This window comes from Microbacterium sp. 1154 (genome assembly GCF_031455375.1).
Classification (GTDB): domain Bacteria; phylum Actinomycetota; class Actinomycetes; order Actinomycetales; family Microbacteriaceae; genus Microbacterium.
Map to the genome: position 1 here is coordinate 1708746 of NZ_JAVDSN010000001.1, position 24187 is coordinate 1732932.

Annotated in this window: 24 protein-coding genes; 18 read left to right on the plus strand and 6 right to left on the minus strand. The window is 69.4% G+C overall.

Annotated elements, in window-relative coordinates:
- Positions 1 to 211 precede the first annotated feature (211 nt).
- From J2X55_RS07880 to J2X55_RS07900, 5 genes are all read left to right on the plus strand, one after another.
- A complete protein-coding gene (locus tag J2X55_RS07880; protein ID WP_309822802.1) occupies positions 212 to 2509 on the plus strand; it encodes a polyribonucleotide nucleotidyltransferase in 2298 nt (765 codons plus the stop codon).
- Positions 2510 to 2739: 230 nt separating this feature from the next.
- Entirely contained in the window at positions 2740 to 3765 is a 1026-nt protein-coding gene (locus tag J2X55_RS07885; RefSeq protein WP_309822803.1) for an aldo/keto reductase, read from the plus strand.
- A 78-nt stretch (positions 3766 to 3843) separates the two neighbouring features.
- Positions 3844 to 4446, plus strand: a complete 603-nt coding sequence (locus J2X55_RS07890; RefSeq protein ID WP_115920270.1) for a histidine phosphatase family protein — start codon at positions 3844 to 3846, stop codon at positions 4444 to 4446.
- A gap of 64 nt (positions 4447 to 4510) precedes the next feature.
- On the plus strand, positions 4511 to 5323 hold the full coding sequence (gene dapB / locus J2X55_RS07895; protein ID WP_115920272.1) for a 4-hydroxy-tetrahydrodipicolinate reductase: 813 nt from the start codon (positions 4511 to 4513) through the stop codon (positions 5321 to 5323).
- Positions 5320 to 5772: a hypothetical protein gene (locus J2X55_RS07900; RefSeq protein ID WP_309822804.1), complete on the plus strand. Its 453-nt coding sequence runs from the start codon at positions 5320 to 5322 to the stop codon at positions 5770 to 5772. Before dapB ends, J2X55_RS07900 begins: the two co-directional genes overlap by 4 nt.
- A gap of 206 nt (positions 5773 to 5978) precedes the next feature.
- On the opposite strand, the gene J2X55_RS07905 is transcribed toward J2X55_RS07900, so the two are convergent.
- The 4 genes from J2X55_RS07905 to J2X55_RS07920 form a co-directional block, all read right to left on the minus strand.
- Positions 5979 to 6899 carry a TIGR01777 family oxidoreductase gene (locus J2X55_RS07905; protein ID WP_309822805.1) on the minus strand — a complete coding sequence of 307 codons (921 nt, stop codon included), beginning with the start codon at positions 6897 to 6899 and terminating at the stop codon, positions 5979 to 5981.
- Positions 6892 to 7317: an OsmC family peroxiredoxin gene (locus J2X55_RS07910; RefSeq protein ID WP_103210405.1), complete on the minus strand. Its 426-nt coding sequence runs from the start codon at positions 7315 to 7317 to the stop codon at positions 6892 to 6894. Before J2X55_RS07910 ends, J2X55_RS07905 begins: the two co-directional genes overlap by 8 nt.
- A 107-nt stretch (positions 7318 to 7424) precedes the next feature.
- The gene (locus tag J2X55_RS07915) at positions 7425 to 7988 is read right to left on the minus strand and encodes a DUF4395 domain-containing protein (protein WP_115920278.1); all 564 of its coding nucleotides are present in this window, start codon (positions 7986 to 7988) and stop codon (positions 7425 to 7427) included.
- Positions 7981 to 8412: a thioredoxin family protein gene (locus J2X55_RS07920; protein ID WP_309822806.1), complete on the minus strand. Its 432-nt coding sequence runs from the start codon at positions 8410 to 8412 to the stop codon at positions 7981 to 7983. The genes J2X55_RS07915 and J2X55_RS07920 overlap by 8 nt, the downstream gene beginning before the upstream one ends.
- 147 nt (positions 8413 to 8559) lie before the next feature.
- Here J2X55_RS07920 and J2X55_RS07925 point away from each other — a divergent pair, with 147 nt between their 5' ends.
- Genes J2X55_RS07925 through J2X55_RS07935 form a run of 3 tightly spaced genes read left to right on the plus strand, consistent with a single transcriptional unit; the run spans position 8560 to position 10620 of the window.
- Positions 8560 to 9369: a thymidylate synthase gene (locus J2X55_RS07925; protein WP_309822807.1), complete on the plus strand. Its 810-nt coding sequence runs from the start codon at positions 8560 to 8562 to the stop codon at positions 9367 to 9369.
- A complete protein-coding gene (locus tag J2X55_RS07930) occupies positions 9366 to 9866 on the plus strand; it encodes a dihydrofolate reductase (protein WP_309822808.1) in 501 nt (166 codons plus the stop codon). Before J2X55_RS07925 ends, J2X55_RS07930 begins: the two co-directional genes overlap by 4 nt.
- Position 9867: 1 nt before the next feature.
- A complete protein-coding gene (locus J2X55_RS07935; protein WP_115920286.1) occupies positions 9868 to 10620 on the plus strand; it encodes an SDR family oxidoreductase in 753 nt (250 codons plus the stop codon).
- A gap of 18 nt (positions 10621 to 10638) precedes the next feature.
- On the opposite strand, the gene J2X55_RS07940 is transcribed toward J2X55_RS07935, so the two are convergent.
- A complete protein-coding gene (locus J2X55_RS07940; RefSeq protein ID WP_309822809.1) occupies positions 10639 to 11175 on the minus strand; it encodes an NUDIX hydrolase in 537 nt (178 codons plus the stop codon).
- Between the two features lie 96 nt (positions 11176 to 11271).
- Here J2X55_RS07940 and dapA point away from each other — a divergent pair, with 96 nt between their 5' ends.
- From dapA to J2X55_RS07990, 10 genes are all read left to right on the plus strand, one after another.
- Positions 11272 to 12249, plus strand: a complete 978-nt coding sequence (gene dapA / locus J2X55_RS07945) for a 4-hydroxy-tetrahydrodipicolinate synthase (protein ID WP_210111133.1) — start codon at positions 11272 to 11274, stop codon at positions 12247 to 12249.
- 76 nt (positions 12250 to 12325) lie between these two features.
- Positions 12326 to 14002: a ribonuclease J gene (locus J2X55_RS07950; protein ID WP_115920290.1), complete on the plus strand. Its 1677-nt coding sequence runs from the start codon at positions 12326 to 12328 to the stop codon at positions 14000 to 14002.
- 84 nt (positions 14003 to 14086) lie between these two features.
- Positions 14087 to 14578, plus strand: a complete 492-nt coding sequence (locus J2X55_RS07955; protein ID WP_115920292.1) for a GNAT family N-acetyltransferase — start codon at positions 14087 to 14089, stop codon at positions 14576 to 14578.
- A 50-nt stretch (positions 14579 to 14628) separates the two neighbouring features.
- Positions 14629 to 17358 carry a DNA translocase FtsK 4TM domain-containing protein gene (locus tag J2X55_RS07960; protein WP_309822810.1) on the plus strand — a complete coding sequence of 910 codons (2730 nt, stop codon included), beginning with the start codon at positions 14629 to 14631 and terminating at the stop codon, positions 17356 to 17358.
- Complete coding sequence (gene pgsA / locus J2X55_RS07965) at positions 17358 to 17945, plus strand: CDP-diacylglycerol--glycerol-3-phosphate 3-phosphatidyltransferase (RefSeq protein ID WP_309823026.1); 588 nt, start codon at positions 17358 to 17360, stop codon at positions 17943 to 17945. Before J2X55_RS07960 ends, pgsA begins: the two co-directional genes overlap by 1 nt.
- Entirely contained in the window at positions 17942 to 18469 is a 528-nt protein-coding gene (locus tag J2X55_RS07970) for a CinA family protein (RefSeq protein WP_115920298.1), read from the plus strand. Before pgsA ends, J2X55_RS07970 begins: the two co-directional genes overlap by 4 nt.
- A 173-nt stretch (positions 18470 to 18642) precedes the next feature.
- On the plus strand, positions 18643 to 18951 hold the full coding sequence (locus J2X55_RS07975; protein ID WP_055835145.1) for a helix-turn-helix domain-containing protein: 309 nt from the start codon (positions 18643 to 18645) through the stop codon (positions 18949 to 18951).
- Positions 18952 to 18960: 9 nt separating this feature from the next.
- Entirely contained in the window at positions 18961 to 19185 is a 225-nt protein-coding gene (locus J2X55_RS07980) for a DUF3046 domain-containing protein (RefSeq protein WP_115920301.1), read from the plus strand.
- 282 nt (positions 19186 to 19467) lie between these two features.
- A complete protein-coding gene (gene recA, locus J2X55_RS07985; protein WP_115920303.1) occupies positions 19468 to 20520 on the plus strand; it encodes a recombinase RecA in 1053 nt (350 codons plus the stop codon).
- A complete protein-coding gene (locus J2X55_RS07990) occupies positions 20520 to 21398 on the plus strand; it encodes a regulatory protein RecX (RefSeq protein ID WP_309822811.1) in 879 nt (292 codons plus the stop codon). The genes recA and J2X55_RS07990 overlap by 1 nt, the downstream gene beginning before the upstream one ends.
- Before the next feature lie 24 nt (positions 21399 to 21422).
- Here the strand turns inward: J2X55_RS07990 and J2X55_RS07995 are convergent, their stop codons facing one another.
- Positions 21423 to 23999, minus strand: a complete 2577-nt coding sequence (locus J2X55_RS07995) for a LuxR family transcriptional regulator (protein ID WP_309822812.1) — start codon at positions 23997 to 23999, stop codon at positions 21423 to 21425.
- Positions 24000 to 24187 lie beyond the last annotated feature (188 nt).

The following is a 24187-nucleotide window of genomic DNA, read 5'->3' on the forward strand; positions in this document are numbered from 1 at the left end:
ACTACATATGAGCTCACGGAGCAGGCCGGCAGACGCTGGTCCCCTGTGGTGGACTCCCCGTCGGATCGCCGGGTGGTCGTCTACTGGTGGCCAGTCGCCGGGATTTCCGGGCCGATTCGTCGGCGCGCCCTTTCTGCCTGTTCCTGCTCCTTCGCATGTCAGCTCGTCGCCCACACGGGGCGGCGAGCCTAAACAAAGAAGGAGGGACCTCTTGGAAGGTCCAGAAATCACCGCCGCTGAAGCCGTTCTCGACAACGGCCGTTTCGGCACCCGTACCGTCCGCTTCGAGACCGGACGCCTCGCTCAGCAGGCTCAGGGCGCCGTCGCCGCCTACCTCGACGAAGAGACGATGCTCCTGTCGGCCACCAGCGCCGGCAAGCACCCGCGTGAAGGATTCGACTTCTTCCCGCTGACCGTCGACGTCGAAGAGCGTTCCTACGCCGCGGGCAAGATCCCCGGGTCGTTCTTCCGCCGCGAGGGTCGCCCCTCCACCGAGGCCATCCTGGTGTGCCGCCTCATCGACCGCCCGCTGCGCCCGTCGTTCGTCGACGGCCTGCGCAACGAGGTCCAGATCGTCGTCACCGTGCTGTCGATCGCGCCGGGCGAGTTCTATGACGCCCTCGCCATCAACGCGGCATCCATGTCGACCCAGATCTCGGGCCTGCCGTTCTCCGGCCCGATCGCCGGTGTCCGCCTCGCGCTCATCCCCGGCCAGGGCGAGCACGCCGACCAGTGGGTCGCGTTCCCGACCGTCACGCAGCTCGAGGACGCCGTCTTCGACCTCATCGTCGCGGGCCGCGTGCTCGACGACGGCGACGTCGCCATCATGATGGTGGAGGCCGAGGCCACCGAGGGCAGCTGGAACATGATCAAGGGCGGCGCGACCAAGCCCAACGAGCAGGTCGTCGCCGAGGGCCTCGAGGCCGCCAAGCCGTTCCTTCGCCAGCTCGTCGACGCGCAGAACGAGGTCGCTCGTACCGCGTCGAAGGAGATCCAGTCGTACCCCGTCTTCCCGGCCTACAGCCAGGAGGTCTACGACTTCGTCGCCGGCCGCGCCTACGACCGCCTCGTGCCCGTGTACCAGATCGCCGACAAGCAGGAGCGTCAGAACGCCGACGACGAGGTCAAGACCTCGGTCAAGGAGCAGCTGCTCGCCGCCGTCGAGTCGGGCGAGCTGCCCCCCGTCGCGACGCTCGAGTTCGCCGCGGCCTACAAGTCGGTCACCAAGACGATCGTGCGCGGTCGCATCCTGGCCGAGGGCGTCCGCATGGACGGTCGCGGACTCGCCGACATCCGCCCGCTCGACGCCGAGGTGCAGGTCATCCCGCGCGTCCACGGCTCGGCGATCTTCCAGCGCGGTGAGACCCAGATCCTGGGCGTCACCACGCTGAACATGCTCAAGATGGAGCAGCAGATCGACTCGCTGTCGCCCATCACGAGCAAGCGCTACCTGCACCACTACAACTTCCCGCCGTACTCGACCGGTGAGACCGGTCGCGTGGGCAGCCCGAAGCGTCGCGAGATCGGCCACGGCTTCCTGGCCGAGCGCGCGCTCGTTCCGGTGCTCCCCAGCCGCGAGGAGTTCCCCTACGCGATCCGTCAGGTGTCCGAGGCGCTCGGCTCCAACGGCTCGACGTCGATGGGCTCGGTGTGCGCCTCGACCCTCTCGCTGCTGAACGCGGGTGTGCCCCTTCGCGCCCCCGTCGCCGGTATCGCCATGGGCCTGGTCACCGACGAGGTCGATGGGCAGACGCGCTACGCCGCGCTGACCGACATCCTCGGCGCCGAAGACGCCCTCGGCGACATGGACTTCAAGGTCGCCGGTACGTCGGAGTTCATCACCGCGATCCAGCTCGACACCAAGCTCGACGGCATCCCGTCGTCGGTGCTCGCTGCCGCCCTGACGCAGGCCAAGGAGGCTCGCCTCACGATCCTCAACGTTCTGAACTCGGCGATCGACGCCCCCGACGAGATGGCGCCCACCGCGCCCCGCGTCATCAGCGTCCAGATCCCGGTCGACAAGATCGGTGAGCTCATCGGCCCCAAGGGCAAGACGATCAACTCCATCCAGGACGAGACCGGCGCCCAGATCTCGATCGAGGACGACGGCACCGTGTACATCGGCGCGACCGACGGCCCCTCGGCCGAGGCGGCCCGCGCTCAGGTGAACGCGATCGCCAACCCGACCAACCCCGAGGTGGGCGAGCAGTTCCTCGGAACCGTCGTCAAGATCGCCACCTTCGGCGCGTTCGTCTCGCTGCTTCCCGGCAAGGACGGCCTGCTGCACGTCAGCGAGGTCCGCAAGCTCGCCGGTGGCAAGCGCGTCGAGAACGTCGAAGACGTGCTCTCGGTCGGTCGCAAGATCCTCGTGCGCATCACGAAGATCGACGACCGCGGCAAGCTGTCGCTCGAGCCCGTGCTCGACGAGGACGCCGCCACGCCCGAGCCGGCCGACACGCAGAGCTCGGCCGCCGCGAGCGAGGGCCCCGAGGCTCCCGCCGAAGGCTGATCGTCTCGTCCTCGGATGCCCGTCCCGCTTCGGCGGGGCGGGCATCCGTCGTGTGGCGCCTGTGGCGGGTGTGACGATCGCCGCACAAGCGTTACGCAATGTTTATCGCCACGGCGGGGCAATGGGCGGAGCGGTCCCGGTGAGCGCCTAGCCTCGTAGTACGTCGGGGGGCGTGGTGATACGGATGATCTTCGTACCGTCACCCGGCATCTCGGGGAGAGGACCTCGTCATGAGCGGCTCGGGCGTCGATGAGACGGCCTCGCCACGCCTGCGTCGGGATCGTGCGCCGCACCCCTCCTCGCCGATCACTCTCCAGGGCCCCGGCCTGGGCTCTCACGTGCGCGTGCCGCTCGGCGAGACGGGTTTCGACGTATTCCCGCTCTTCCTCGGCGGGGGAGAGTTCGGCTGGAACGTCGACGCGCGCTCGAGCCACGAGATCCTCGACGCCTACGCCGAGCTCGGCGGCAACGCCCTGCACACGGCCGACAGCTACGCGGCGGGACGCAGCGAGTTCATCATCGGCGAGTGGCTTCGCACCCGGCGTATGCGCGACGAGGTCGTGCTCACGGTTCGCATCGGCGGTCACCCCGACAACCCGGGGCTCGACTCCGTCAACCTCGTCCGCGCCGTCGAGGCATCGCTCACACGTTTGGGCACCGACCGTATCGACGTGCTCTCCCTCGACGCCGCTCGAGGTGACCGCGCCGTCCTCGAGGACACCCTGGCCACCAGCGAGTGGCTCGTGGAGTCGGGCAAGGTTCGCGCGATCGGCGCGCACGGCTACACCGCCGCGCAGCTCGTCGAAGCCCGCATCCTCTCCTCGGCCGGATACCCGCGCATCACGGTGCTCGACGTGCCCTACAACGTGCTGCGCCGCTCCGAGTTCGAGGGCGACGTGCGGCTCATCGCCTCGGCCCAGAACATGGCCGTGACCCCCTCCCACCCTCTCGCACACGGCTTCCTCGCCGGCGAGACGCGGACTCGCGGCCAGTCCTCGCAGTCGGTGCGCGGTACGCAGGTCGCGGCACACCTCAACCGGCGCGGTTCGCGGGTGCTGCGCGCCCTCGACGCCGTGGGCAGCGAGCTCGGACTCCCGGATGCCGCGGTGGCGGTGGCGTGGCTGCTCGCGCAGAAGATCGTGACGGCGCCGATCGTGAACGCCTTCGCTCCCCGCCACGTGGTGGAGTGCATGCGCGCCGTGGGTGTGCGACTGAGCCGCGCGCACCTGTCGGATATCGCGCGCGCCGCGGAGTGACCGTGCCCCTGTCGGGGGCGTGACGTAGGCTTGTCGTGAGGGCCGGGGGACGGCAGATCGACGACGAAGTGAGCTGACGTGACGCACTACATCTACCTGGTGCGCCATGGCGAGCACCAGGATGCCGAACATGGCCTCACCGACGGACCCCTGTCTCCGCGCGGTCAGCGCCAGGCCGCACTGCTGGCCGACCGCCTCTCGGGACTCCCTCTCGACGCCGTGTGGCACTCGCCCCTGGAGCGCGCAGCGCAGACCGCCCGCGCGGTCGCCGACAGGCTGCCGGCGGTCACCCCGGAGTCGTCGGCGCTGCTGTTCGACTGCATCCCCACCGGCATGACGCCCGAGACCCCCTCGGTGTTCGAGCCCTTCTTCGGGTCGGTGACCGAGGCCGAGATCGACGCGGGTCGCGCGCAGATGGCTGACGCCACCGCCGAGTTCCTCGCCCGCAAGGCCGGCGAGGTGCACGAGCTCGTCATCACGCACAACTTCGTCATCTCGTGGTTCGTCCGCGAGGTGCTGCAGGCGCCGGACTGGCGGTGGATGACGATCAACCAGGCGTACTGCGGTCTCACCGTCATCGCGCAGAAGAAGGGGCGTCCCTGGACGCTGCTGTCCCACAACGACCTGGCGCACCTGCCGGTCGAGCTGCGTACCGGCCTGGTCGACCCGCTTCCCGTCTGAACTCGGGCGCGGCGCGTCTGTGGATAAGACCGCGACGCCGGGTGGCCGCGCCTAGGCTGGACGCATGACGACTCGTGTGGCCATTGTGGGTGGGACCGGAAAGCTCGGCGGAGTGATCCGCGCGGTCGTCGAGGCCGAAGAGGGGTACGAGGTCACCGCCGTCCTCGGCTCGTCCTCCCCGCTCAGCGAGATCGACGGTGCCGACGTCGTCATCGATGCGACCACACCCGCCGTCTCGATCGACGTCGTGCGCGCCGCCGTCGAACGCGGCATCAACGTCCTGGTCGGCACGTCCGGCTGGTCGAACGAGCGCATCGCCCTCGTCCGTTCTTTGGTGGATGCCAGCGGCACGGGCGCCGTCTTCATCCCCAACTTTTCGCTCGGTTCGGTGATCGGCAGCGCCCTCGCCGCTGCGGCGGCGCCGTTCTTCCCCTCGATCGAGATCGTCGAGGCGCACCACGAGTCCAAGATCGACTCCCCGAGCGGCACCGCCGTGCGCACGGCCGAGCTCATCGCGGCGGCTCGGGCCGACGTCGGTCCCGTCGAATCACCGCACGTCGACCAGCGGGCCCGCGGCCAGCGCGTCGCCTCGGTCCCCATCCACTCCCTTCGCCGCCCGGGCGTGGTCGCCCGGCAAGAGACGGTTCTGTCGGGGGCGGGGGAGTCGCTCACGATCGTCCACGACACGATCGAGCCCGCGAAGGCGTACGCTCCCGGCATCCGCATCGCCCTGGCCGCCGCGCGCGAGGCCCGCGGGGTCCACGTGGGCCTCGACAGCTTCATCGACATCGGCGTGCGCACGCGCCCTCTTCAGCCCGAGGCGCCCATCGCCGACGGCGACGTGTCGGGCCAGGTAGCGGGCGTCACCAGCGCATGAGAGTGCGCATTGCGGTGGCCGTCATGACGGTGCTGCTGCTGATGTACGTCGTACTCGCGGGCCAGCGGGCCGTCGTGCTGCTCTCGAGCGGCGAGACCGTCGGTGTCGTGATGGGCGTCGCACTTCTCGTCCTGCCGGTGCTGGCCATCTGGGCGATCGGCCGCGAGCTGTGGTTCGGTGTCCGCGCGCAGCAGTTGGGGGAGCGCATGGACGCCGAGGGCGGCCTCCCCGACGAAGACCTTCCCGTGCGCCCGAGCGGCCGCATCCAGCGCGAGGACGGCGACGCGCTGTTTCCGCGCTATCGCGCCGACGTCGAGCAACATCCGGACGACTGGCGCGCGCGCTACCGGCTCGGGCTCGCGTACGACGCGGCCGGTGATCGTCGCCGCGCACGCGAAGCCATCCGGTCCGCCATCCGCCTCGAGAGCGCCGAGCGCCGCGCCGCGTGATCCAGAGCGCCGCATCACGCTCGGTGGCGGTATCTGCCGTGCTCCGGATCAGCGCGCCCGTGTGAGGGAGCCGGTGGTGTCCCGCCCGTGGCTTGCGGGCACCGTCTCGCTTCGAATCGACCGCCACCCGACCGCGGGTAGGGGCGTCTGCCACGCGACCGCACGGCCGCGAACGACGGGGCGGCCTCGTGGCCGCCCCGTCGCGATCAAGCGGCGTCGTGGGCCGGGACGGCCGCTGCGACGGCCTCCTCGACCGTGCGGTGCGTGAACGCGAACCCGTCGCCTTCCAGAACGGCAGGGCGTACGTCGGCGTCGGAGGTGAGCAGCGCTTCGGTCGCATCGGCGCCGAGCGCGAGCTTGACGCCCCAGATCGGCGCGCGAACGAGGTAGGGGCGGTTCATCCGACGAGCGAGAGCGAACCCGAGGTCGTTCGCCGTCGCCCGCACGGGGCCGGTGAGGTTGACCGGTCCCGCCAGGTCGGAATCGATGACGTGGCGGATGGCGCGCACTTCGTCGTCGAGCGAGATCCAGGGCCATACCTGGGTGCCGCGCCCGATCGGGCCGGAGATGCCGAGCTTCGTCAAGAGCAGCAGAGGCTTGAGCACGCCCTGCTCGTGGACGACGGGCGCCGTGCGCAGCATGGCGACGCGGGCCGAGTCGCCGGCGGCGCGAGCGGCGTCTTCCCACTCCACGCAGATGTCGGCGAGAAGACCGGAGCCGCGTTTCGAAGACTCGGTCAGCACGGTTCCCGGCTGCGAGCCGTAGAAGCCGGTGGCGCTGGCGTTCACGAGGGCGGGGGCGTCATCGCCGAGGGCGCGGACGGCCGCGGCCAGCGTGCGGGTCGGCGTGATGCGCGACCACAACAGAGTGCTCTTGTACGACGGGGTCCAGGGGAAGTGACCGATGGACGCGCCGTTGAGGCACACCACCGCGTCGGCGCCGGCGATGACGTCGGGGTCGAGCGGCGTGGCATCCTGCAGCCACTGCACCTCGTGCGCGGCGGTGGGCTCGTGACGCACGAGTGAGGTGACCTCGACTCCGTCGCCACGCAGCGAGTCGAGCAGGGCCGAGCCGATGAGGCCCGACGCGCCGGCAAGGACGACGCGTCGGGCGGGAGTCTCAGGCAAGCGTGGCCTCGAGGGTGATGTCGATACCCGTGAGCGCCTGCGAGACCGGGCAGTTGGCCTTCGCGTCGGCGGCGATCTTCTGGAACGTCTCGTCGTCGAGTCCGGGGACGACGGCGTTGACGTTGAGGTGACTTCCGGTGATGCCGGTGCCGGGCTTGAAGGTGATCGACGCGGTGGCGTCGACCGACTCGGGCGGGGTGCCGTTCTCGGCCAGCGCGTTCGACAGCGCCATGCTGAAGCACGACGAGTGGGCGCCCGCGAGCAGCTCTTCCGGCGTGGTGACCGAGCCCGATCCTTCGCTGCGCGCCTTCCAGTTCACGTCGAACGTGCCGATGCCCGACGAGGTGAAGGTGACCTCACCCGATCCCTCGAACAGGCTGCCTTTCCAGGCGGTGGTGGCTTCGCTCGTGACGGCCATGGGGAACCTCCGTTGTCTCGGCGCGGTCAGGGGCGACCGCGACGCGGCCAGCCTAATCAGAGCGTCCGACACCGGGCGGGTCTTGACAGCGCCTTGCGCGGAGACGCTCAGGCGGCGGCGGGACCGCGGCGCCCGATGAGTCCCGCGCGTTGCAGGACGAGGTAGAGCTGGCATCCGAGGCACAGGCCGAAGGCGGCGTTCAGGAATGCCGCCACGAACGCCATGGCCGCAGCGATCGGCAGCGCCCACGGCACCCCCGCGAGGTGCAGGAGCAGGCCGACGGCGGTGACGAACAGCCCCACTCCCTGCGCGAAGCGGGGCGGACGGGGGTCTTCGAACTCGGTGGGTGGCGCGAGACGGGGCTGCACGACGCGGCGGTAGAGGACACCCCAGGGAGCGGTGCGGGGCCAGGCGACGCCCCAGACGAAGAGCAGGGCGACGATGAGCAGGAGGAGGAAGCCGGGGTCGGCGACACGCTCGGTGAAGGACGCGGCAGGCAGGGCCCAGACGTCGGGAGACACGGCAACGCCGCCTGCGGCGGGAAAACCGACGGCCCCGCGCCGTGTCGAGATCCCGACCAGACCGAGCACCGTCGCCACGAGGAGGAGGACGGCGGTGATGGATGCCGCGAAGCGCGGGCCGCGGGCGTCGATGCGCGACGGTTCAGGCATGGGAGGACTCCTTCTGCAGGCGGGTCAGTTCGCTCTCGACCGCGGCGCGTTCGATCGTCCCGCCGAAACGGGTACGCACGACCCCGCGTCGGTCGAGGACGAGGGTGGTGGGGGTCTGCAGCACGCGGAAGTGCTGGGCGAGGTCGGGGCGATGGGTCAGGTCGACGTCGACGTAGACGACACCCTCGCGGGCGTCGGCGACCTGCGTCAAGATGCGGCGCACCCCGGGGCATCGGGAGCAGATCTCGGTGCTGAACTGCACCAGGGTCGCCTCGATTCCTAGCCGTTTCGCGCCCACGAGGCCCGGATCGACTGCCTCCGCCGGGGCGACGGTCCGCGCTCGACCCTGTCGGCGGCGGAACACGACGCCGGCGATCGTCGTCAGCACGACGAGCGCGCCGACCGCGAGAAGAGCCAAAGTCACGTCCACGACGGTCAACGCTAACGCGCGGGCGCGCGAGCGGGGCCGATGAGTCCTCCCATGACGGGTGCTCCTCCCCAGGGGTGCACCGTCTCGCCGAGCCCGCCGCCGACACCCCGACGGGAGCCCGTCGCGGGTATCGTGAGGGCCGTGACCGCCGACATCCCGACGCCCTACGAAGACCTGCTCCGCGACGTGCTCGAGACGGGCGTGCACAAGTCCGATCGCACCGGCACGGGCACCACGAGCGTGTTCGGGCGTCAGATCCGCTTCGACCTCGCCCAGGGGTTCCCGCTGATCACGACCAAACGCGTGCACCTGAAGTCGATCGTGTACGAACTGCTGTGGTTCCTGCGCGGCGAATCCAACGTCTCGTGGCTGAAAGACAACGGCGTCACCATCTGGGACGAGTGGGCCGACGCCGACGGCGAACTCGGACCCGTCTACGGTGTGCAGTGGCGCTCCTGGCCCACCGCCGACGGCGGGACGATCGACCAGATCTCGCAGGTCGTCGAGCAGATTCGCCGCGACCCCGACTCCCGCCGCCTGATCGTGTCCGCGTGGAACCCCGCCGACATCCCCGACATGGCCCTCGCCCCGTGCCACGCGCTGTTCCAGTTCTACGTGGCCGACGGCAAGCTGTCGTGTCAGCTCTTCCAACGCAGCGCCGACATGTTCCTCGGGGTGCCCTTCAACATCGCCTCGTACGCGCTGCTGACGCTGATGGTCGCGCAGCAGACGGGCCTCGAGCCCGGCGAGTTCGTCTGGACCGGCGGTGACTGCCACGTCTACGACAACCACCGCGAACAGGTGCGAGAGCAGCTGACGCGCGAGCCGTACCCCGCCCCGACGCTGAGTTTCGCCCGAAAGCCGGAGTCGATCTTCGACTACCGCTACGACGACATCGTGATCGAGGACTACCAGCACCACCCCGCCATCCGCGGAGCTGTCGCGGTATGACCACCGTCGGGCTCGTGTGGGCGCAGGCGCACGGCGGCGTGATCGGTGCCGACGGAGGGATGCCGTGGCACGTCCCCGAAGACCTCGCGCACTTCCGCGCGGTGACCGGGGCGTCCGACGTGGTCATGGGCCGGCGCACGTGGGAGTCGCTCCCGCCGCGGTTCCGTCCTCTTCCGGGGCGTCGGAACCTCGTCGTGACCCGCTCGGACGAGTGGGCGGACGAGGGCGCCGAGCGAGCGTCCTCGCTCGACGACGCGCTCGGACGGGCTCACGGCGATGCCATCTGGGTGATGGGCGGAGGTCGTCTCTACACCGACGCGATCCACCGCGCCGACGTTCTCGAGATCACGCGTCTCGACGTCGAGGTCGACGGCGACACGTTCGCCCCCTCGATCGACGGGTGGACGCTCGAGACCGCCGACCCCGCCGAGGGCTGGCACACCTCGGCGAGCGGCATCCGCTACCGCTTCGAGACCTACCGGCGAGCGGGCGCCTGACGTGGCCGTCGCGCTCATCACGGGGGCCAGCTCGGGCTTGGGCGCCGAGTTCGCCCGTCAGCTCGCCGCTCGCGGTGCTGACCTCGTGCTCGTCGCTCGAGACGGCGCGGCCCTGGAGAGGGTCGCGGTCGACATCCGAGCGCGCTCGGGCGTCGACGTCGACGTGCTCGCCGCCGACCTCCTCGACGACGACGCGCTCGCCGTGGTCGAGAGGCGTCTCGCCGCGGGCGTCGACGTGCTCGTCAACAACGCCGGATTCGGGCTCGACCTCGCCTTCGAAGAGAACGACGTCGCCGTCGAGGTGCGGCACTTGCGCCTGCACGTCGAAGCAGCGATGAGGCTCGTGCACGCCGCCCTGCCCGCGATGCTCGAGCGGGGGAGCGGCCGCATCGTGAACGTCGCGTCGGTCGCCGGGTTCGTCCCGCGCGGAACCTACGGCGCGGTGAAGGGCTGGCTCATCTCGTTCAGCCGCTGGGCCAACGTCGTCTACGGGCCCCGTGGCGTCACCGTCACCGCGGTGTGCCCCGGCTTCGTCCACACCAACTTCCACGAGCGCCTCGGCCTGCCGCCGGGGCACGAGGGGGTTCCCGCGGGCATGTGGCTCGATGCCGACAAGGTCGTCCGGGAAGGTCTCCGCGACGCCGCACGCGGACGCTCGGTCTCGGTGCCGTCGTGGCGGTACAAAGCGCTCGTCACCGTCTCGCGCCTGCTTCCGGATGCGGTCGTGGTGCGTGCCGCCTCGCGCGGGCGCTGACGCGTCGTCGGCGGGAGGTCAGCGGAAGCGCCCCAGGCGGATGCCCGCCAGGGCCAGCGCGCCGATCGTCTCTCCGTCCGACACCTCGCCGCTCGCGACGAGCTCGAGAGCCTCGGGGAACGGGATCCACCGCACGGCGTCGATGCCCTCCTCCCGCTGCGAGGCCGCGGCATCCGTCATCGTCAGGCCGCGCGCGAGGAACACGTACTCCGGGGCGTCGGCGATGCCGTTGAGGGCGTTCATCCGGCCGAGGGAGCTCCACTCGGATGCCGTCACCCCGGTCTCCTCGAGCAGCTCTCGCTTCGCGGCCACCAGCGGATCCTCGCCGTCGGAGCCACCCGCGGGGACCTCGAGGGAGCGCCCGGTCGTGTACCGCTCGAGCTCGACGAAGCACACGCGTTCCTGCTCGTCGAGAGCCACCACGAACACCGCCGGGTGCTGCATCCGCACGACGCCGTAGATGCCGTCGCCGTGGGGACCGGTCACGTCGTCCTCACGTACGTGGATCCAACGGTTCTCATAGACGGTGCGCGATGAGCGGGTGGTCCAGGCCATGTGGCCCACCCTAGGACGCGGTCGCGGTCACGCAATGTTCACCCGAGCTCCGGTCGACGCCGAGGGTGGCACGTCGCGAACAGATAACCTGGAACCATGACGCACTCCGGCAATCCCTTCGGTCAGGTGCTCGTCGCGCTCATCACCCCGATGACCGCCGACGGCGAAGTCGATTGGCCCGCCACCGAGAAGCACATCGACGACGTCATCACCGCGGGAGCCGACGGCATCGTCGTCACCGGCACCACGGGGGAGACCTCGACCCTCACCGACCCCGAGAAGCTGCGCCTCGTCGAGGTCGGCAAGAGCGTCTCGGCCGGCCGCGCCAAGATCATCACGGGCGGCGGCTCGAACGAGACGGCCCACGCGATCGAGCTCTACAAGGCCAGCGAGAAGGCCGGAGCCGACGGCATCATGATCGTCACGCCGTACTACAACAAGCCCACCCAAGCCGGCATCCTGACGCACTTCCGCCTCGTCGCCGACGCGACCGACCTGCCGGTGATCCTCTACGACATCCCCGGCCGGACCGGCGTGCCCATCAAGTACGAGACCATCCTGCGTCTCGCCAAGCACCCGAACATCCTCGCCATCAAAGACGCCAAGGGAGACTTCAGCGAGGTCAGCCGTGTGCTGAACCAGACCGACCTCATGTACTTCTCGGGCGACGACGCCAACGTGCTGCCTCACCTGTCGATCGGGGCTTCCGGTCTGATCGGTGTGACGGCGAACATCACCGCGACGCCCTATCGGACCATCGTCGACGCCGTGAACGCGGGCGACCTGGCCTCGGCCACCGCCGCGCACAAGAGCCTCGAACCGCTGGTCCGTGCCGTCATGACCCACGTGCCCGGCACGGTCGCGGCGAAGTACATCCTGCACGGCCTCGGCCGCATCGGCAGCCCCCGCGTCCGCCTGCCCCTCGTCGGGCCGGAGGAGTGGGAAGCCGCCGTCATCGAAGACGAGCTGGCCCTGGTGAAGAACGTGGCCGGCGCCGACTTCTCCAACTTCCGCCCCGACCGTAACGCGGCCGCCGGCGGTGCCCTGCCGAAGGTGCACGGCACCACGAGATAGACATCGGCGTCCGCCGAACCGCGGCCAGGGACGTCACACGAAGGGATGCCGCGAGGCGGCATCCGAGGAGGCACGTATGCCCACGACTGTTTACGATCCGCCGGAGCTCGCCCCCGGCACCATGCGCGTCTTCCCGCTGGGCGGCCTCGGCGAGGTCGGGCGCAACATGACGGTGTTCGAGTACGAGGGCAAGCTTCTCGTCGTCGACTGCGGCGTGCTGTTCCCCGAGGAGCACCAGCCCGGCGTCGACCTCATCCTGCCCGACTTCGAGCCCATCAAGCACCGTCTCGACGACATCGTCGGCGTCGTGCTCACGCACGGCCACGAAGACCACATCGGCGCCGTTCCCTATCTGCTGAAGCTCAAAGCCGACATCCCCCTCATCGGCTCGGGCCTCACGCTCGCGCTGATCGAGGCGAAGCTGAAAGAGCACCGCATCCGGCCGTTCACGCTGACCGTCACAGAGGGCCAGCGTGAGCAGGTGGGCCCGTTCGACCTCGAGTTCGTCGCCGTCAACCACTCGATCCCCGATGCCCTGGCCGTTGCGATCCGGACCCCCGCGGGCCTGGTCCTGGCCACCGGCGACTTCAAGATGGACCAGCTCCCGCTCGACGGTCGCATCACCGACCTGCGCGCGTTCGCGCGGCTCGGCGAAGAGGGCGTCGACCTGTTCCTGGTCGATTCCACGAACGCCGACGTGCCCGGGTTCACCGCACCGGAGCGCGGGATCGGTCCGGTGCTCGACCAGGTCATCGCCCGCGCGCCCCGCCGCGTCGTCGTGGCGAGCTTCTCGAGCCACGTGCACCGGGTGCAGCAGGTGCTCGACGCCGCCCACGCCAACGGGCGTCGCGTGGCCCTGCTGGGCCGCAGCATGGTGCGAAACATGGGGATCGCGGCCGACCTCGGGTACCTCAACGTTCCCGACGGCGTGCTGATCGACTACAAGAAGGCCCGCGACCTCCCCGACGACAAGATCGTCTACATGTCGACCGGCTCACAGGGCGAGCCGATGGCGGTCCTGAGCCGCATGGCCAACCTCGACCACGCGATCGAGCCGGGCGAGGGCGACACGATCATCCTGGCATCCAGCCAGATCCCCGGGAACGAGAACGCGATCTACCGCGTGATCGATGGGCTGACGAAGCTGGGCGCGACCGTCGTGCACAAGGGCAACGCCAAGGTGCACGTCTCCGGTCACGCCGCCGCGGGTGAGCTGCTGTACTGCTACAACATCCTCAAGCCGAAGAACGTTCTCCCCGTGCACGGCGAGTACCGGCACCTGATGGCCAACGCCAAGCTCGCGCAAGAGACGGGCATCCCCGAGCAGAACACGATCCTCGGCGAGAACGGGACGGTCGTCGACCTCCGCGACGGTGTCGCGCGCGTCGTCGGGCAGCTCGACATCGGGTTCGTCTACGTCGACGGTTCGTCGGTGGGTGCCATCACGGATGCCGACCTCAAGGACCGTCGCATCCTCGGCGAGGAGGGCTTCATCTCGGTCATCGTCGTCGTGGACTCCGCGACGGGCAGGATCGTCTCCGGCCCCGACATCCACGCGCGCGGTGTCGCCGAGAACGATTCGGTCTTCGAGAGCGTCAAGCCGAAGATCGCCGCGGCGCTCGCCGAAGCCGCGCAGTCGGGTGTGCGCGACAACCATGCGCTCTCACAGGTCGTGCGTCGCACGATCGGTCGCTGGGTCAATCAGTCGCTGCGTCGACGCCCGATGATCGTTCCCCTGATCATCGAGGCCTGACACCTCTCCGAAGCGCCGCGGGTTCTCCCGCGGCGCTTCGTCTTTTCCGCCCCCGCGCGGGCCGACGCTCGCTATCATGCGGGCATGCCCGGTCTCCCGATCCGTGCGGCGCTCGCTTCCGACGGCGCTTTCCTCGCCGACATGACGGTCGAGGCCGCCACCTGGCGCGCCGGCGTCTCACGCCCGCGTCACGAGATCGTGAGCAGTCCCGAGCACCGGCGCTACATCGCGGGGTGGATGCGCCCCGGTGATGCGGGGTTCGTCGCCGAATCACCGAGCGGCGAGCCGATCGGGGCGGCGTGGTACCGCATGCTCCCGCGCGACGAGCCCGGCTTCGGGTGGATCGGCACGGGAGTGCCCGAGCTCGTCATCGGCGTGCGGCCCGTCTGGCGCGCGCACGGCGTCGGGCGTGCGCTGCTGCAGCACCTGGTCGATCACGCGCGCGCGCAGGGATATGCGCGGATCAGCCTGAGTGTGGAACGCGACAACTACGCGGTGTCGCTATACCGGTCGGAGGGCTTCGCCGTCGTGCGCAAGGGAATGGGTCGCGACGTCATGGTCAAGCGGCTGGGCTGAAGTCCGCGTCGGTACCCCCGAATGTCGGAGGTCCGGCCTACCGTGGAGGAATGCCTCGTACCTCGTCACCGTCCGGCGGTCGCGCTCCCGCCAAGGGGTCGTCGCGCGCGAAGGCCGCGGCGCCCGCGTCGAAGCGCGCGGCGCCGGCGCCCAAGCGTTACGTCGACGAGCCCGAGAAGCCGGCCGCCGCCGTCCGCGCGTGGATGGCCGTCGCCCACGGCGTGGGTGGCATGTTCCGCGCCTTCGGCCCCGAGAACCTCGAGCGCGATCAGCGCCGCGATGGCTTCCCGTTCTTCCTCGTGGTGCTCGCCGCTCTCGGTGCCGTCGTCGAGTGGTTCTTCATCGGAACGGATGCCGCTGCGCTCATCAGCGCGTACAGCTTCGGCGGGCTCGTGGGACGCGTTGCCTTCGTCCTCCCGGTACTGCTGCTCTTCCTCGCGGGCTGGCTCTTCCGTCACCCGGCCTCGGTGCATGACAACGGCCGCGTGGGTATCGGTTTCGCCCTCTTCATCGTGACGGTCGCGGGCTTCTGCCACGTCGCCGGGGATCGCCCCGCACCGAACGTGGGTGGTCTGCCGGCGCTGAGCCCGGCCGGCGGGCTCGCCGGCTGGATCGTGGGGGAGCCGCTCGCTCTCGTCCTCACGAACATCGGGGCGTACATCGCCCTCTCCCTGCTCGCGGTGCTGAGCATCCTCATCCTCACGAAGACCCCGCCGAATCGCATCGGCCGCCGTCTGGGCGACCTGTACGCCTGGATGTTCGGGGCCGAGCGTACGGAGCGCGACGACACGGCCACGACCCAGGTGCTGCCCGCAGACGATTCCGACGACGAATCGACCGAGAAGTCGCTGCCCTGGTGGAGACGCAACAAGACCGGTCGCGAAGAAGAGACCGACGGCTCTCTCGGATCGAACGACCTGACGGAGCTGCTGTCTCCCGGAACGACGCAGGGCGGTTTCGAGTCCGCGGTGGTCGAGCCCGAGCCGACGACCCGACCGACCCCTCCGCCCCTTCCGCCGACGCCGGATGCCCTGACCGAAGTGTTCGACGCCACGGCTCTCGCGGGTGCCGCCGCGGGCCGCGGTCTGCACGACGACTCACCCGTGGAAGGACCTGCGGACGACGATCTGCCCGGCATCTCGGGTCTGGGCGGAGACCACGCCGGTGCGCCCCCCGCCGCGAACTATCGTCTGCCCGCGGTCACCGCTCTCGCCGCCGGAACGCCACCGAAGGCGCGATCCGCGGCGAACGATGCGGTGGTCAAGGCCATCGAGAGCGTCATGGAGCAGTTCAAGGTCGACGCCCGGGTGACCGGGTTCTCGCGTGGCCCCACGGTGACGCAGTACGAGATCGAAGTCGGTCCGGGTGTCAAGGTCGAACGCATCACCGCGCTGACCAACAACATCGCCTACGCCGTCGCCTCGAACGAGGTGCGCATCTTGGCGCCGATCCCGGGCAAGAGCGCGATCGGCGTCGAGATCCCCAACGCCGACCGTGAGATCGTGACCCTCGGCGACATCCTTCGCTCGGATGCCGCGACGTCGTCCACCCACCCGATGACCATCGGCGTGGGCAAGGACGTCGGCGGCGGCTTCGTCGTGGCGAACCTCGCGAAGATGCCCCACCTGCTCGTCGCCGGTTCCACGGGTTCGGGTAAGTCGAGCTTCGTCAACTCGATGATCACGAGCCTGCTTATGCGCGCCAAGCCCTCCGACGTGCGCATGGTGCTGATCGACCCGAAGCGCGTCGAGCTCACGTCATACGCCGGTGTTCCACACTTGATCACTCCCATCATCACCAACCCGAAAAAGGCGGCCGAGGCGCTGCAGTGGGTCGTGAAGGAGATGGACATGCGGTACGACGACCTGGCGTCGTTCGGATTCCGTCACATCGACGACTTCAATAAGGCCGTGGTCGCGGGTGAGATCCAGCTGCCCGCCGGCAGCGAGCGGGTGCTCAAGCCCTACCCTTATCTCCTCGTAGTCGTCGATGAGCTCGCCGACCTCATGATGGTGGCCCCGCGCGACGTCGAGGACTCGATCGTCCGCATCACGCAGCTCGCACGAGCGAGTGGAATCCACCTCGTGCTCGCCACCCAACGTCCGTCGGTCGACGTCGTGACGGGCCTCATCAAGGCGAACGTCCCCTCGCGCCTGGCCTTCGCGGTCACCAGCGTCACGGACTCCCGCGTCATCCTCGATCAGCCCGGCGCCGATCGTCTGATCGGACAGGGCGACGGTCTGTTCCTACCGATGGGTGCCTCCAAGGCCCTTCGCGTGCAGGGCGCGTGGGTGAGCGAGCAGGAGATAGAGAAGGTCGTCGCACACGTCACCCAGCAGGCGCGGCCCGAGTATCGCTCCGACGTGCAAGCCGCCGCCGAGAAGAAGGAGATCGACGCCGACATCGGTGACGACCTCGAACTGCTGCTGGCCGCCGCCGAACTCGTCGTGTCTACCCAGTTCGGCTCGACCTCGATGTTGCAGCGCAAGCTCCGCGTGGGCTTCGCCAAAGCCGGCCGTCTCATGGACCTGCTGGAGTCGCGAGAAATCGTCGGTCCGTCCGAAGGGTCGAAGGCGCGCGACGTCATGGTGACCAACGAGCAACTGCCCGCGGTCCTCGCGCGGCTGCGCGGCGATGATGTTCCGGCGGCTGCCGCGGCGGACGCCGACGACCGCTACGGCTCGGATCCGATCGAGGCGCAGTTCGAGGGTCTCCCGGTCGTGAACGTCGACGACGAAGAGGGCTCCGAAGACGCGTGGCAGCTGACGGGGCGCGACTGATGGCCGTGCACCCGCAACTGCCCAACGCGATCACCGTCGCGCGAATCGTCTGCGCGCCGATCTTCCTCTGGCTGCTGCTGGCCGACGCCGGCACGGACGGCGGTCTGCGGTGGGCGGCGGCGGCGCTGTTCATCGTGGCGATCGCCACCGACGGTGTCGATGGGTACATCGCCCGCAAGTACGACATCGTCAGCGATCTGGGGAAGCTGCTCGATCCCATCGCCGACAAGGCCCTCACGGGACTCGCGTTCGTGGGTCTGTCGATCCTGGGTGAACTCCCGTGGTGGATCACCATCGTCGTGCTCGTGCGCGAGGTCGGTATCACCGTCTACCGGTTCGTCGTGGTGAGCGACCACGTGCTCGCCGCGGCATGGATGGGCAAACTGAAGACCGTCTTCCAGGCCGTGGCGCTGTCCATCGCGCTCCTGCCCTTCGCTTCCCTCTCCGAGGCGCCCGCGTGGAACTCGACGGTCTGGTGGGCGGGCGTGGTCACGATGACGATCGCGGTCGTGCTCACGATCGCCTCCGGCCTCGACTACGTCGTGACCGAGGTCCGGGCGGCACAGAAGAAGAGAGGCGCGCGGTGATCGACGGCGTGCCCGACGACCTCGACGAGACCCTCGTTCGAACGCCCCGCGAGAGCGCCTCCGTCCTTCTCGAGCGGCTCATCGAGCTGGGATGGACGATAGGGGTAGCCGAGTCCCTGACCGGCGGTCTCGTCGTGTCGTCGCTCGTCGACATCCCCGGCGCGTCGCGAGCCCTGCGCGGGGGAGTGGTCGCGTACGCGACCGACCTGAAGCACGGCCTGCTCGGCGTCGACCAGACGCTGCTGGAGGCGCACGGGGCCGTGCACCCTCGCGTGGCACGTCAGATGGCGCGCGGTGTGCGAGACGTTCTGGGCCGCGACGGAGCGCCCACCGACGTCGGGATCGCCACCACCGGAGTCGCGGGCCCCGACGAGCAAGATGGTCAGCCGGTCGGCACGGTCCACATTGCGGTATCGACTCCGCTGGGTACGCGAGTGGACTCTCTGGTAATCGCCGGCGACCGTGAGCGGATCCGCCGAGAGACCGCCCATCTGGCGATCCGTCGTGCGCTGGCCGCCCTGTGAACTCCCCGCCGTCGTGGCGATGAGAAAAAACGGGAACAAATCATCGCATATCCCGGTTTCGTCCAGCGATTCCCATCCGGTGCACAGCGCGCGGCATTAGGGTGACCACAGAAGGTGTTTCACAGTCGTCCACTCAGGACGGCGACGGAATCAGCAGTGAGGAGGGCCCCAACATGATCCTGGTTCGTCAAGAGATCGGCGAAGTCCTGCGTGACCTCCGCCAGCAGAAGGGTCGTACCCTCCGCCAGGTCGCCAGCCGTGCGAGCGTCGCCCTCGGTTACCTCAGTGAGGTCGAGCGCGGGCAGAAGGAAGCCTCGAGCGAGATCCTCGCTTCTGTTGCAGAAGCCCTCGATGTTCCCATCTCGACCATCATGCGCGAAGTCGGCGACCGCCTCTCCGTCCTCGAAGGCCTGCAGACTTTCCCCGACGTGGTGCCCGACGAGCTCGTCGCCTCCGTCGAACCCGAGCTCTCGCTCCGCTGAGCGGCGCTCATGCGTCGTAGCGAGTTCGATCGCGCCGTCAGCGACGAGTTCGGCGCGCGCGGCGGATCTCTTCTCACCGATCTCGTGCTCTCCTCTGTAGGCGGGCGCACCAGCGTCGATGCACTGGCGGCCGGCGTCGACCCGCGCGACGTCTGGCTCGCGCTGTGCGAAGAGACAGACGTCCCCGCGGAACGTCGCTACGGCGTCGGTCGCCTGGAGCCGCGTCGCTCCTGAGCTTCCGGTTTGCCACACGGTATGCCGCCGAGGGTTTCGGCTCTTCGCACGGCGCGACCGGCGTGTCATCGAATCTACGTTCGAAGTCGGCGTAGGCTTCTGCACATCAGGGTTCGTTCCCCGTCTGTCCCCCATTGGGGGGTTCTCCGACGCCAATGTCGGAGGCCCTCCCTAACGTGGGAATCGTCGAACGACACTCTGAACGCCTTGTCGGGCACATCCACCGTCGGTGGGGGCGCGACAGCCTATAGGCGACCGGAACGCGAGAAGAAAGAAGACGTCATGCCCTCACCCGCAGAGCGCGAAAAGGCCCTCGAGTCCGCGCTGGCTCAGATCGACCGTCAGTTCGGAAAAGGCTCGGTCATGCGACTGGGCAGCGACGATCGTGCACCCATCGAGACCATTCCCACCGGTTCCGTCGCTCTCGACGTAGCCCTCGGCATCGGCGGTCTGCCTCGCGGCCGCATCATCGAGATCTATGGCCCGGAGTCCTCGGGAAAGACCACGCTGACGCTCCACGCCATCGCCAACGCCCAGCGCGCGGGCGGTATCGCCGCCTTCATCGACGCCGAGCACGCTCTCGACCCCGAGTACGCGAAGAAGCTTGGCGTCGACATCGACGCCCTCCTCGTCTCGCAGCCCGACACGGGCGAGCAGGCGCTCGAGATCGCCGACATGCTGATCCGGTCCGGTGCGATCGACCTCGTCGTGATCGACTCCGTCGCCGCCCTCGTTCCCGAGGCCGAGATCAAGGGTGAGATGGGTGACTCGCACGTCGGTCTTCAGGCCCGCCTCATGTCTCAGGCGCTGCGTAAGCTCACCGGTGGCCTGAACACCACCAAGACGACCGCGATCTTCATCAACCAGCTGCGCGAGAAGATCGGTGTCTTCTTCGGTTCGCCCGAGACCACGGCCGGTGGAAAGGCGCTCAAGTTCTACGCGTCGGTCCGACTCGACATCCGTCGCATCGAGACGCTGAAAGACGGTACCGAGGCCGTGGGTAACCGTACGCGCGTCAAGGTCGTGAAGAACAAGATGGCGCCGCCCTTCAAGCAGGCGGAGTTCGACATCCTTTACGGCGTCGGTATCTCTCGCGAGGGGAGCCTCATCGACTTCGGCGTCGAGCACGCGATCGTCAAGAAGTCGGGCGCCTGGTACACCTACGAGGGTGAGCAGCTCGGCCAGGGCAAGGAGAACGCGCGCAACTTCCTCATCAAGAACCCCGACATCGCGGAAGAGATCGAGACGAAGATCAAGACCAAGATGGGCATCGGCGGCGCTCCCGCCGGAGCAGCGTCGGCAGACGACGAGTTGGCCGCGCGGCGCCCGGCCTGATGACCGACGACACGTGGGACTTCGGTCGCCGCCGCCCTGCGGGAACCGGCGGCGACCGTGGTCCCGACGATGTCGGCGAGCGGGATCATTCGAGGGACTGGGGCGCGTTCGAGGAGTCCCCGACGGGTAGCGGGCTCCGGCCCGTGGACGACAGCGATCTCGCCCCGGTCATTCCCCTCTTCGGGACCTCCGCCCGGTCACGGGGCGATCATCCATCGCGTCGCGACGCCGTCGCGAACACGCAGGGTGACGCGGCCCCGGCGGGAGAGTCGACGTCCCCTCCGATCGGCCGGCCCCGGCTCTCCGTCGTCGGCGACGACCACGAGGACGGAGCATCCGCGCCCGACCGGGCAGAGATCCGCGAGCGGGCGGAGGCGATACTGCTCCGCAAGCTCCGTTCCCGCTCTCTGTCTCTCTCGGAAGCCCGTGCTGTGGTGCGCGGTGTCGACGGTGCCGATGAATCACTGGCGGACGAGCTGGTCGGCCACTTCGTCGACCTCGGGTACCTCGACGACGCCGCGTTCGCGGAGCAGCTCGCGATGTCGGCGGTCGAGCGCAAGGGCGAGGGTCGACGCGCTGTCGCCGAGACCCTGCGCAAGCGCGGTATCCCGCGCGACATCGCCGAGGCCACCCTCGCTGAACTTCCGGACGACGATGCCGAACGTGCCCTCGACTTCGCGCGTTCAAAGGTCCGCGGGGTCGAGGGAAAAGACTACGACGCGGCTCTGCGCCGGCTCGCCGGTCAGCTGTCGCGGCGCGGGTACCCGTCGTCGGTAGCGCTCACGGCCGCCCGGACAGCTCTCGAAGAGGCGGGGATCGGGCGAAGCCGGTCGTTCTCGCGTCCGTCATCGGGCGTAAGGTTCACCCCCGACAGCTGACGCCGCCGCGTCGCCGCCGCTCCGTCAGCCGTCGACGCCGGACACCGCGCCGACACGGGACGCGTCAGCGACACGTCGACCGAGGTCTCGCCGGGAAGGTGCTCCGATCTTCATCCGCGCCTGATAGACGTGTGACTCGACGGTTCGGATCGACAAGAACAGACGCTTGGCGATTTCACGGTTGGTCAGCCCCTGGCCGGCGAGGAGGGCGATCTCGTACTCGCGCGCCGTGAGATCGTCGATCGTCCCGCCCGGCACGTCGCGCGTCGCATCGCGCAGAGCGGTCACGGGGGTCGGGGATGAGGGGGTGTCCGGAGCCGACCACAGGTCGTGGAGTCGGAGGTCGTCGACTGGAACCCGACCGTTCTCGCCGTTCCTGGCCGCCGCTCGACGGACGGCGGCGACCGCGAGTGGGAGGTCTGTGGTCGCTGCGAGTTGGACGAGCTCATCGACCTCCACGTCTCTCGCCTCTCCCAGAGTCACCAGCCGGAACAGGTCGCGGATGCGCAGTGCTGCCGCGGAGCGTCCGAAAGAGAGATCGGCCACGGCCCGTGCGGCCCGTCGTGCCTCGTCGGCCCGTCCTTCCGCCGTGAGGATCGTCGTCTCGACGTACAGACGGGTGCGCGTCAGCAGGGGCACCGGCCCCGTTCGCAGGCGGCTCAGGATTGTCCGCGCCTGCTCCGTGCGACCCGCCGTGGCCAGCTCATCTGCCACACCGAGCTCGATCATGGCGGCGTCCATCGGCGTCACCGCCCAGGGGTCCCGCGCCATCGCGGAGGCGAACTCCCGTTGCGACTCATCGGGGTGCCCGACGCACGCGAACGCGATCGCGGACGCCGCCCCGGCGATCGAGAGGTCCGTGGATCGTCCTTCTCTGACCGAGGTGCCGACCTCTCTCTCGAGCCGCTCGCGCACCGCCGTGCCGTCGGCGCCAGCGATCTGGTGACCGGCGAGCATGATCAGGAGGGCCATGAGGCGCTCGCGCACGCTGATGCCCTCGGGCCGGCGAGGGGCGTCGAGAATGCGCTCGATCGAGCGATGGTGTTCTTGAGCTCGCCGCCAGTCGCCGCGGAACGTCTGGGCGGATGAGGCCGCGATGAGTGCACGCAGTCGGGCGGCCGGTGAGGCGGCGGACTCCGTCAGGGCTTCCTCCGTCACGTGCGCGGCCCGGGCCCAGTCCATGTCGGAGGCCGCCCGGACGGCGTCCCGCAGGAGAACGTCGATCCGGGCGTCGGCGATCATCGCGGCATTGGCGCGCTCGTCATCCGGTCCTCGGACGGCCCGCGCCGCGCGGGAGCGTGCGATCCGTCGCCGCGTCTGCGCTTCAGGAGTCTGCGCGGGCTCCGACGAGATGCCCGCCTCCGCGGCGGCGGCGAGTCGCGCCTCCAGGCGAAGCTGGGGGTCGTCCATGGCCCGGAGGCCGCGCGCGGCATGAGCCGCCGCGTGGGCGGTGTCCCCGCGGTCATTGGCCTCACGCGCAGCGTCCAGAGCGACACGGGCTCTGAGCTCGGGGGAGTACTCCGTCTCCCCGGAGGCGTCGATCCCGAGCCGGTGCCAGCGCTCCGAGAGGAAGACGGCGACGGCGGGGCTCCACCACTCGTCCGCCTCGGTGAGCATGCGCTTGCCCGCCGCCTCCAGGATCGCGTCGACCGTGGCGGTACCGAGCCGTCGCTGGGATTCCTGAGCGACGAGATCGTTGGCGGTAAGGCGGCGATCGACGGAGGCGTCCGCGTGCAGAAGGCCCCCGGCGACGAGCGCTCGGACGCTCTCGGCGTCGAAGAGTCGTGTCGCGACCGCGGACTCGAGATGGGGGAGGCGACGCACGCCGGCGAGGCAGATCAGATCCTCCTGCGGGAAATCGGCCACGTGTTCGGAGAGGGCGATGGCGAGCCGGCTGTCTCGAGCCGCGGTCTGCAGCGCTGCCAGCGGGTCGCGCCCGGCTCGGGCCGCGTGGACCGCTTCGATGATCAGCTGGCGCAGAAGGGTGCGGGACCCATCGGCTCGCCAGGCGATCCCGGCGCGGGTGGAGCTGTCCAGAAGGTCGGCATCCGGGAAGAGGGAGATCATTTTGAGCGCGTCGTCGTTGCTCAGCTCCGAAAGGTCGACACGGTCTGCCAGCCCGTCGAGCCAGAGATCCAGAACGGTGCGCCGTACGACGTCCGAGTCGTCGGGGTGGTCGATCGATCGAGCGCGCGCGGTCCGCAGCCCGATCACCGCGGTCAGCCGGTGTGCGGCGATGCCGCGTGCGAGTGTCCGCATGGATGCAGCATCGAGGGAGTCGACGTCATCGACCACCACCACACCTGGGACGACCGCCGTGGCGGAGTCGTCGCGGAGGGCGGCGAGGTGGACGTTTCCGGAGGCGTCCATGGCCCCGAATGCGACATCCGCCAGCGCGCCGGACGTACGGAGTTCGACGCAGAGAGCGTCTTGTCGTCCGAGTTCCTCTGCGATGGTGCGCAGGAGATAACTCCGGCCGCTCCCGCGCGGTCCGGCCAGCACCAGCGATGTACCGCTTCGTGCTCGCTCCGCCAGCGCCGCGGCATCCCGATCCGCTCCGATCAGTCCCGCCGACCACTTCTTCGAACGGCCATCCACCATGTTTCCTCCCCCCGGAGACCGTCCGCAGGTGACTCGCGGACGTTGGCGTGTCCCCCAAAATACCGACACAGGGCGCATAAGTTCGTCCCGAATACGCAGCCTTTGACCCGATATGCGCCAAAAGGTGCGCGGCCCTCGGAAAGAGGATCGCACATCGCCCGACGGTCGTCGCAGACCCGGCGTTTAGA

Bases quoted from the DNA above. Each gene is read 5' to 3' on its own strand.
- J2X55_RS07995 (WP_309822812.1), bottom strand. From the start codon at position 23,999: ATGGTGGATGGCCGTTCGAAGAAGTGGTCGGCGGGACTGATCGGAGCG.
- dapB (WP_115920272.1), top strand. From the start codon at position 4,511: ATGACGACTCGTGTGGCCATTGTGGGTGGGACCGGAAAGCTCGGCGGA.
- J2X55_RS07940 (WP_309822809.1), bottom strand. From the start codon at position 11,175: ATGGCCTGGACCACCCGCTCATCGCGCACCGTCTATGAGAACCGTTGG.
- J2X55_RS07955 (WP_115920292.1), top strand. From the start codon at position 14,087: ATGCCCGGTCTCCCGATCCGTGCGGCGCTCGCTTCCGACGGCGCTTTC.
- dapA (WP_210111133.1), top strand. From the start codon at position 11,272: ATGACGCACTCCGGCAATCCCTTCGGTCAGGTGCTCGTCGCGCTCATC.
- J2X55_RS07900 (WP_309822804.1), top strand. From the start codon at position 5,320: ATGAGAGTGCGCATTGCGGTGGCCGTCATGACGGTGCTGCTGCTGATG.
- J2X55_RS07910 (WP_103210405.1), bottom strand. From the start codon at position 7,317: ATGGCCGTCACGAGCGAAGCCACCACCGCCTGGAAAGGCAGCCTGTTC.
- J2X55_RS07975 (WP_055835145.1), top strand. From the start codon at position 18,643: ATGATCCTGGTTCGTCAAGAGATCGGCGAAGTCCTGCGTGACCTCCGC.
- recA (WP_115920303.1), top strand. From the start codon at position 19,468: ATGCCCTCACCCGCAGAGCGCGAAAAGGCCCTCGAGTCCGCGCTGGCT.
- J2X55_RS07990 (WP_309822811.1), top strand. From the start codon at position 20,520: ATGACCGACGACACGTGGGACTTCGGTCGCCGCCGCCCTGCGGGAACC.
- J2X55_RS07885 (WP_309822803.1), top strand. From the start codon at position 2,740: ATGAGCGGCTCGGGCGTCGATGAGACGGCCTCGCCACGCCTGCGTCGG.
- J2X55_RS07950 (WP_115920290.1), top strand. From the start codon at position 12,326: ATGCCCACGACTGTTTACGATCCGCCGGAGCTCGCCCCCGGCACCATG.
- J2X55_RS07980 (WP_115920301.1), top strand. From the start codon at position 18,961: ATGCGTCGTAGCGAGTTCGATCGCGCCGTCAGCGACGAGTTCGGCGCG.
- pgsA (WP_309823026.1), top strand. From the start codon at position 17,358: ATGGCCGTGCACCCGCAACTGCCCAACGCGATCACCGTCGCGCGAATC.
- J2X55_RS07960 (WP_309822810.1), top strand. From the start codon at position 14,629: ATGCCTCGTACCTCGTCACCGTCCGGCGGTCGCGCTCCCGCCAAGGGG.
- J2X55_RS07915 (WP_115920278.1), bottom strand. From the start codon at position 7,988: ATGCCTGAACCGTCGCGCATCGACGCCCGCGGCCCGCGCTTCGCGGCA.
- J2X55_RS07930 (WP_309822808.1), top strand. From the start codon at position 9,366: ATGACCACCGTCGGGCTCGTGTGGGCGCAGGCGCACGGCGGCGTGATC.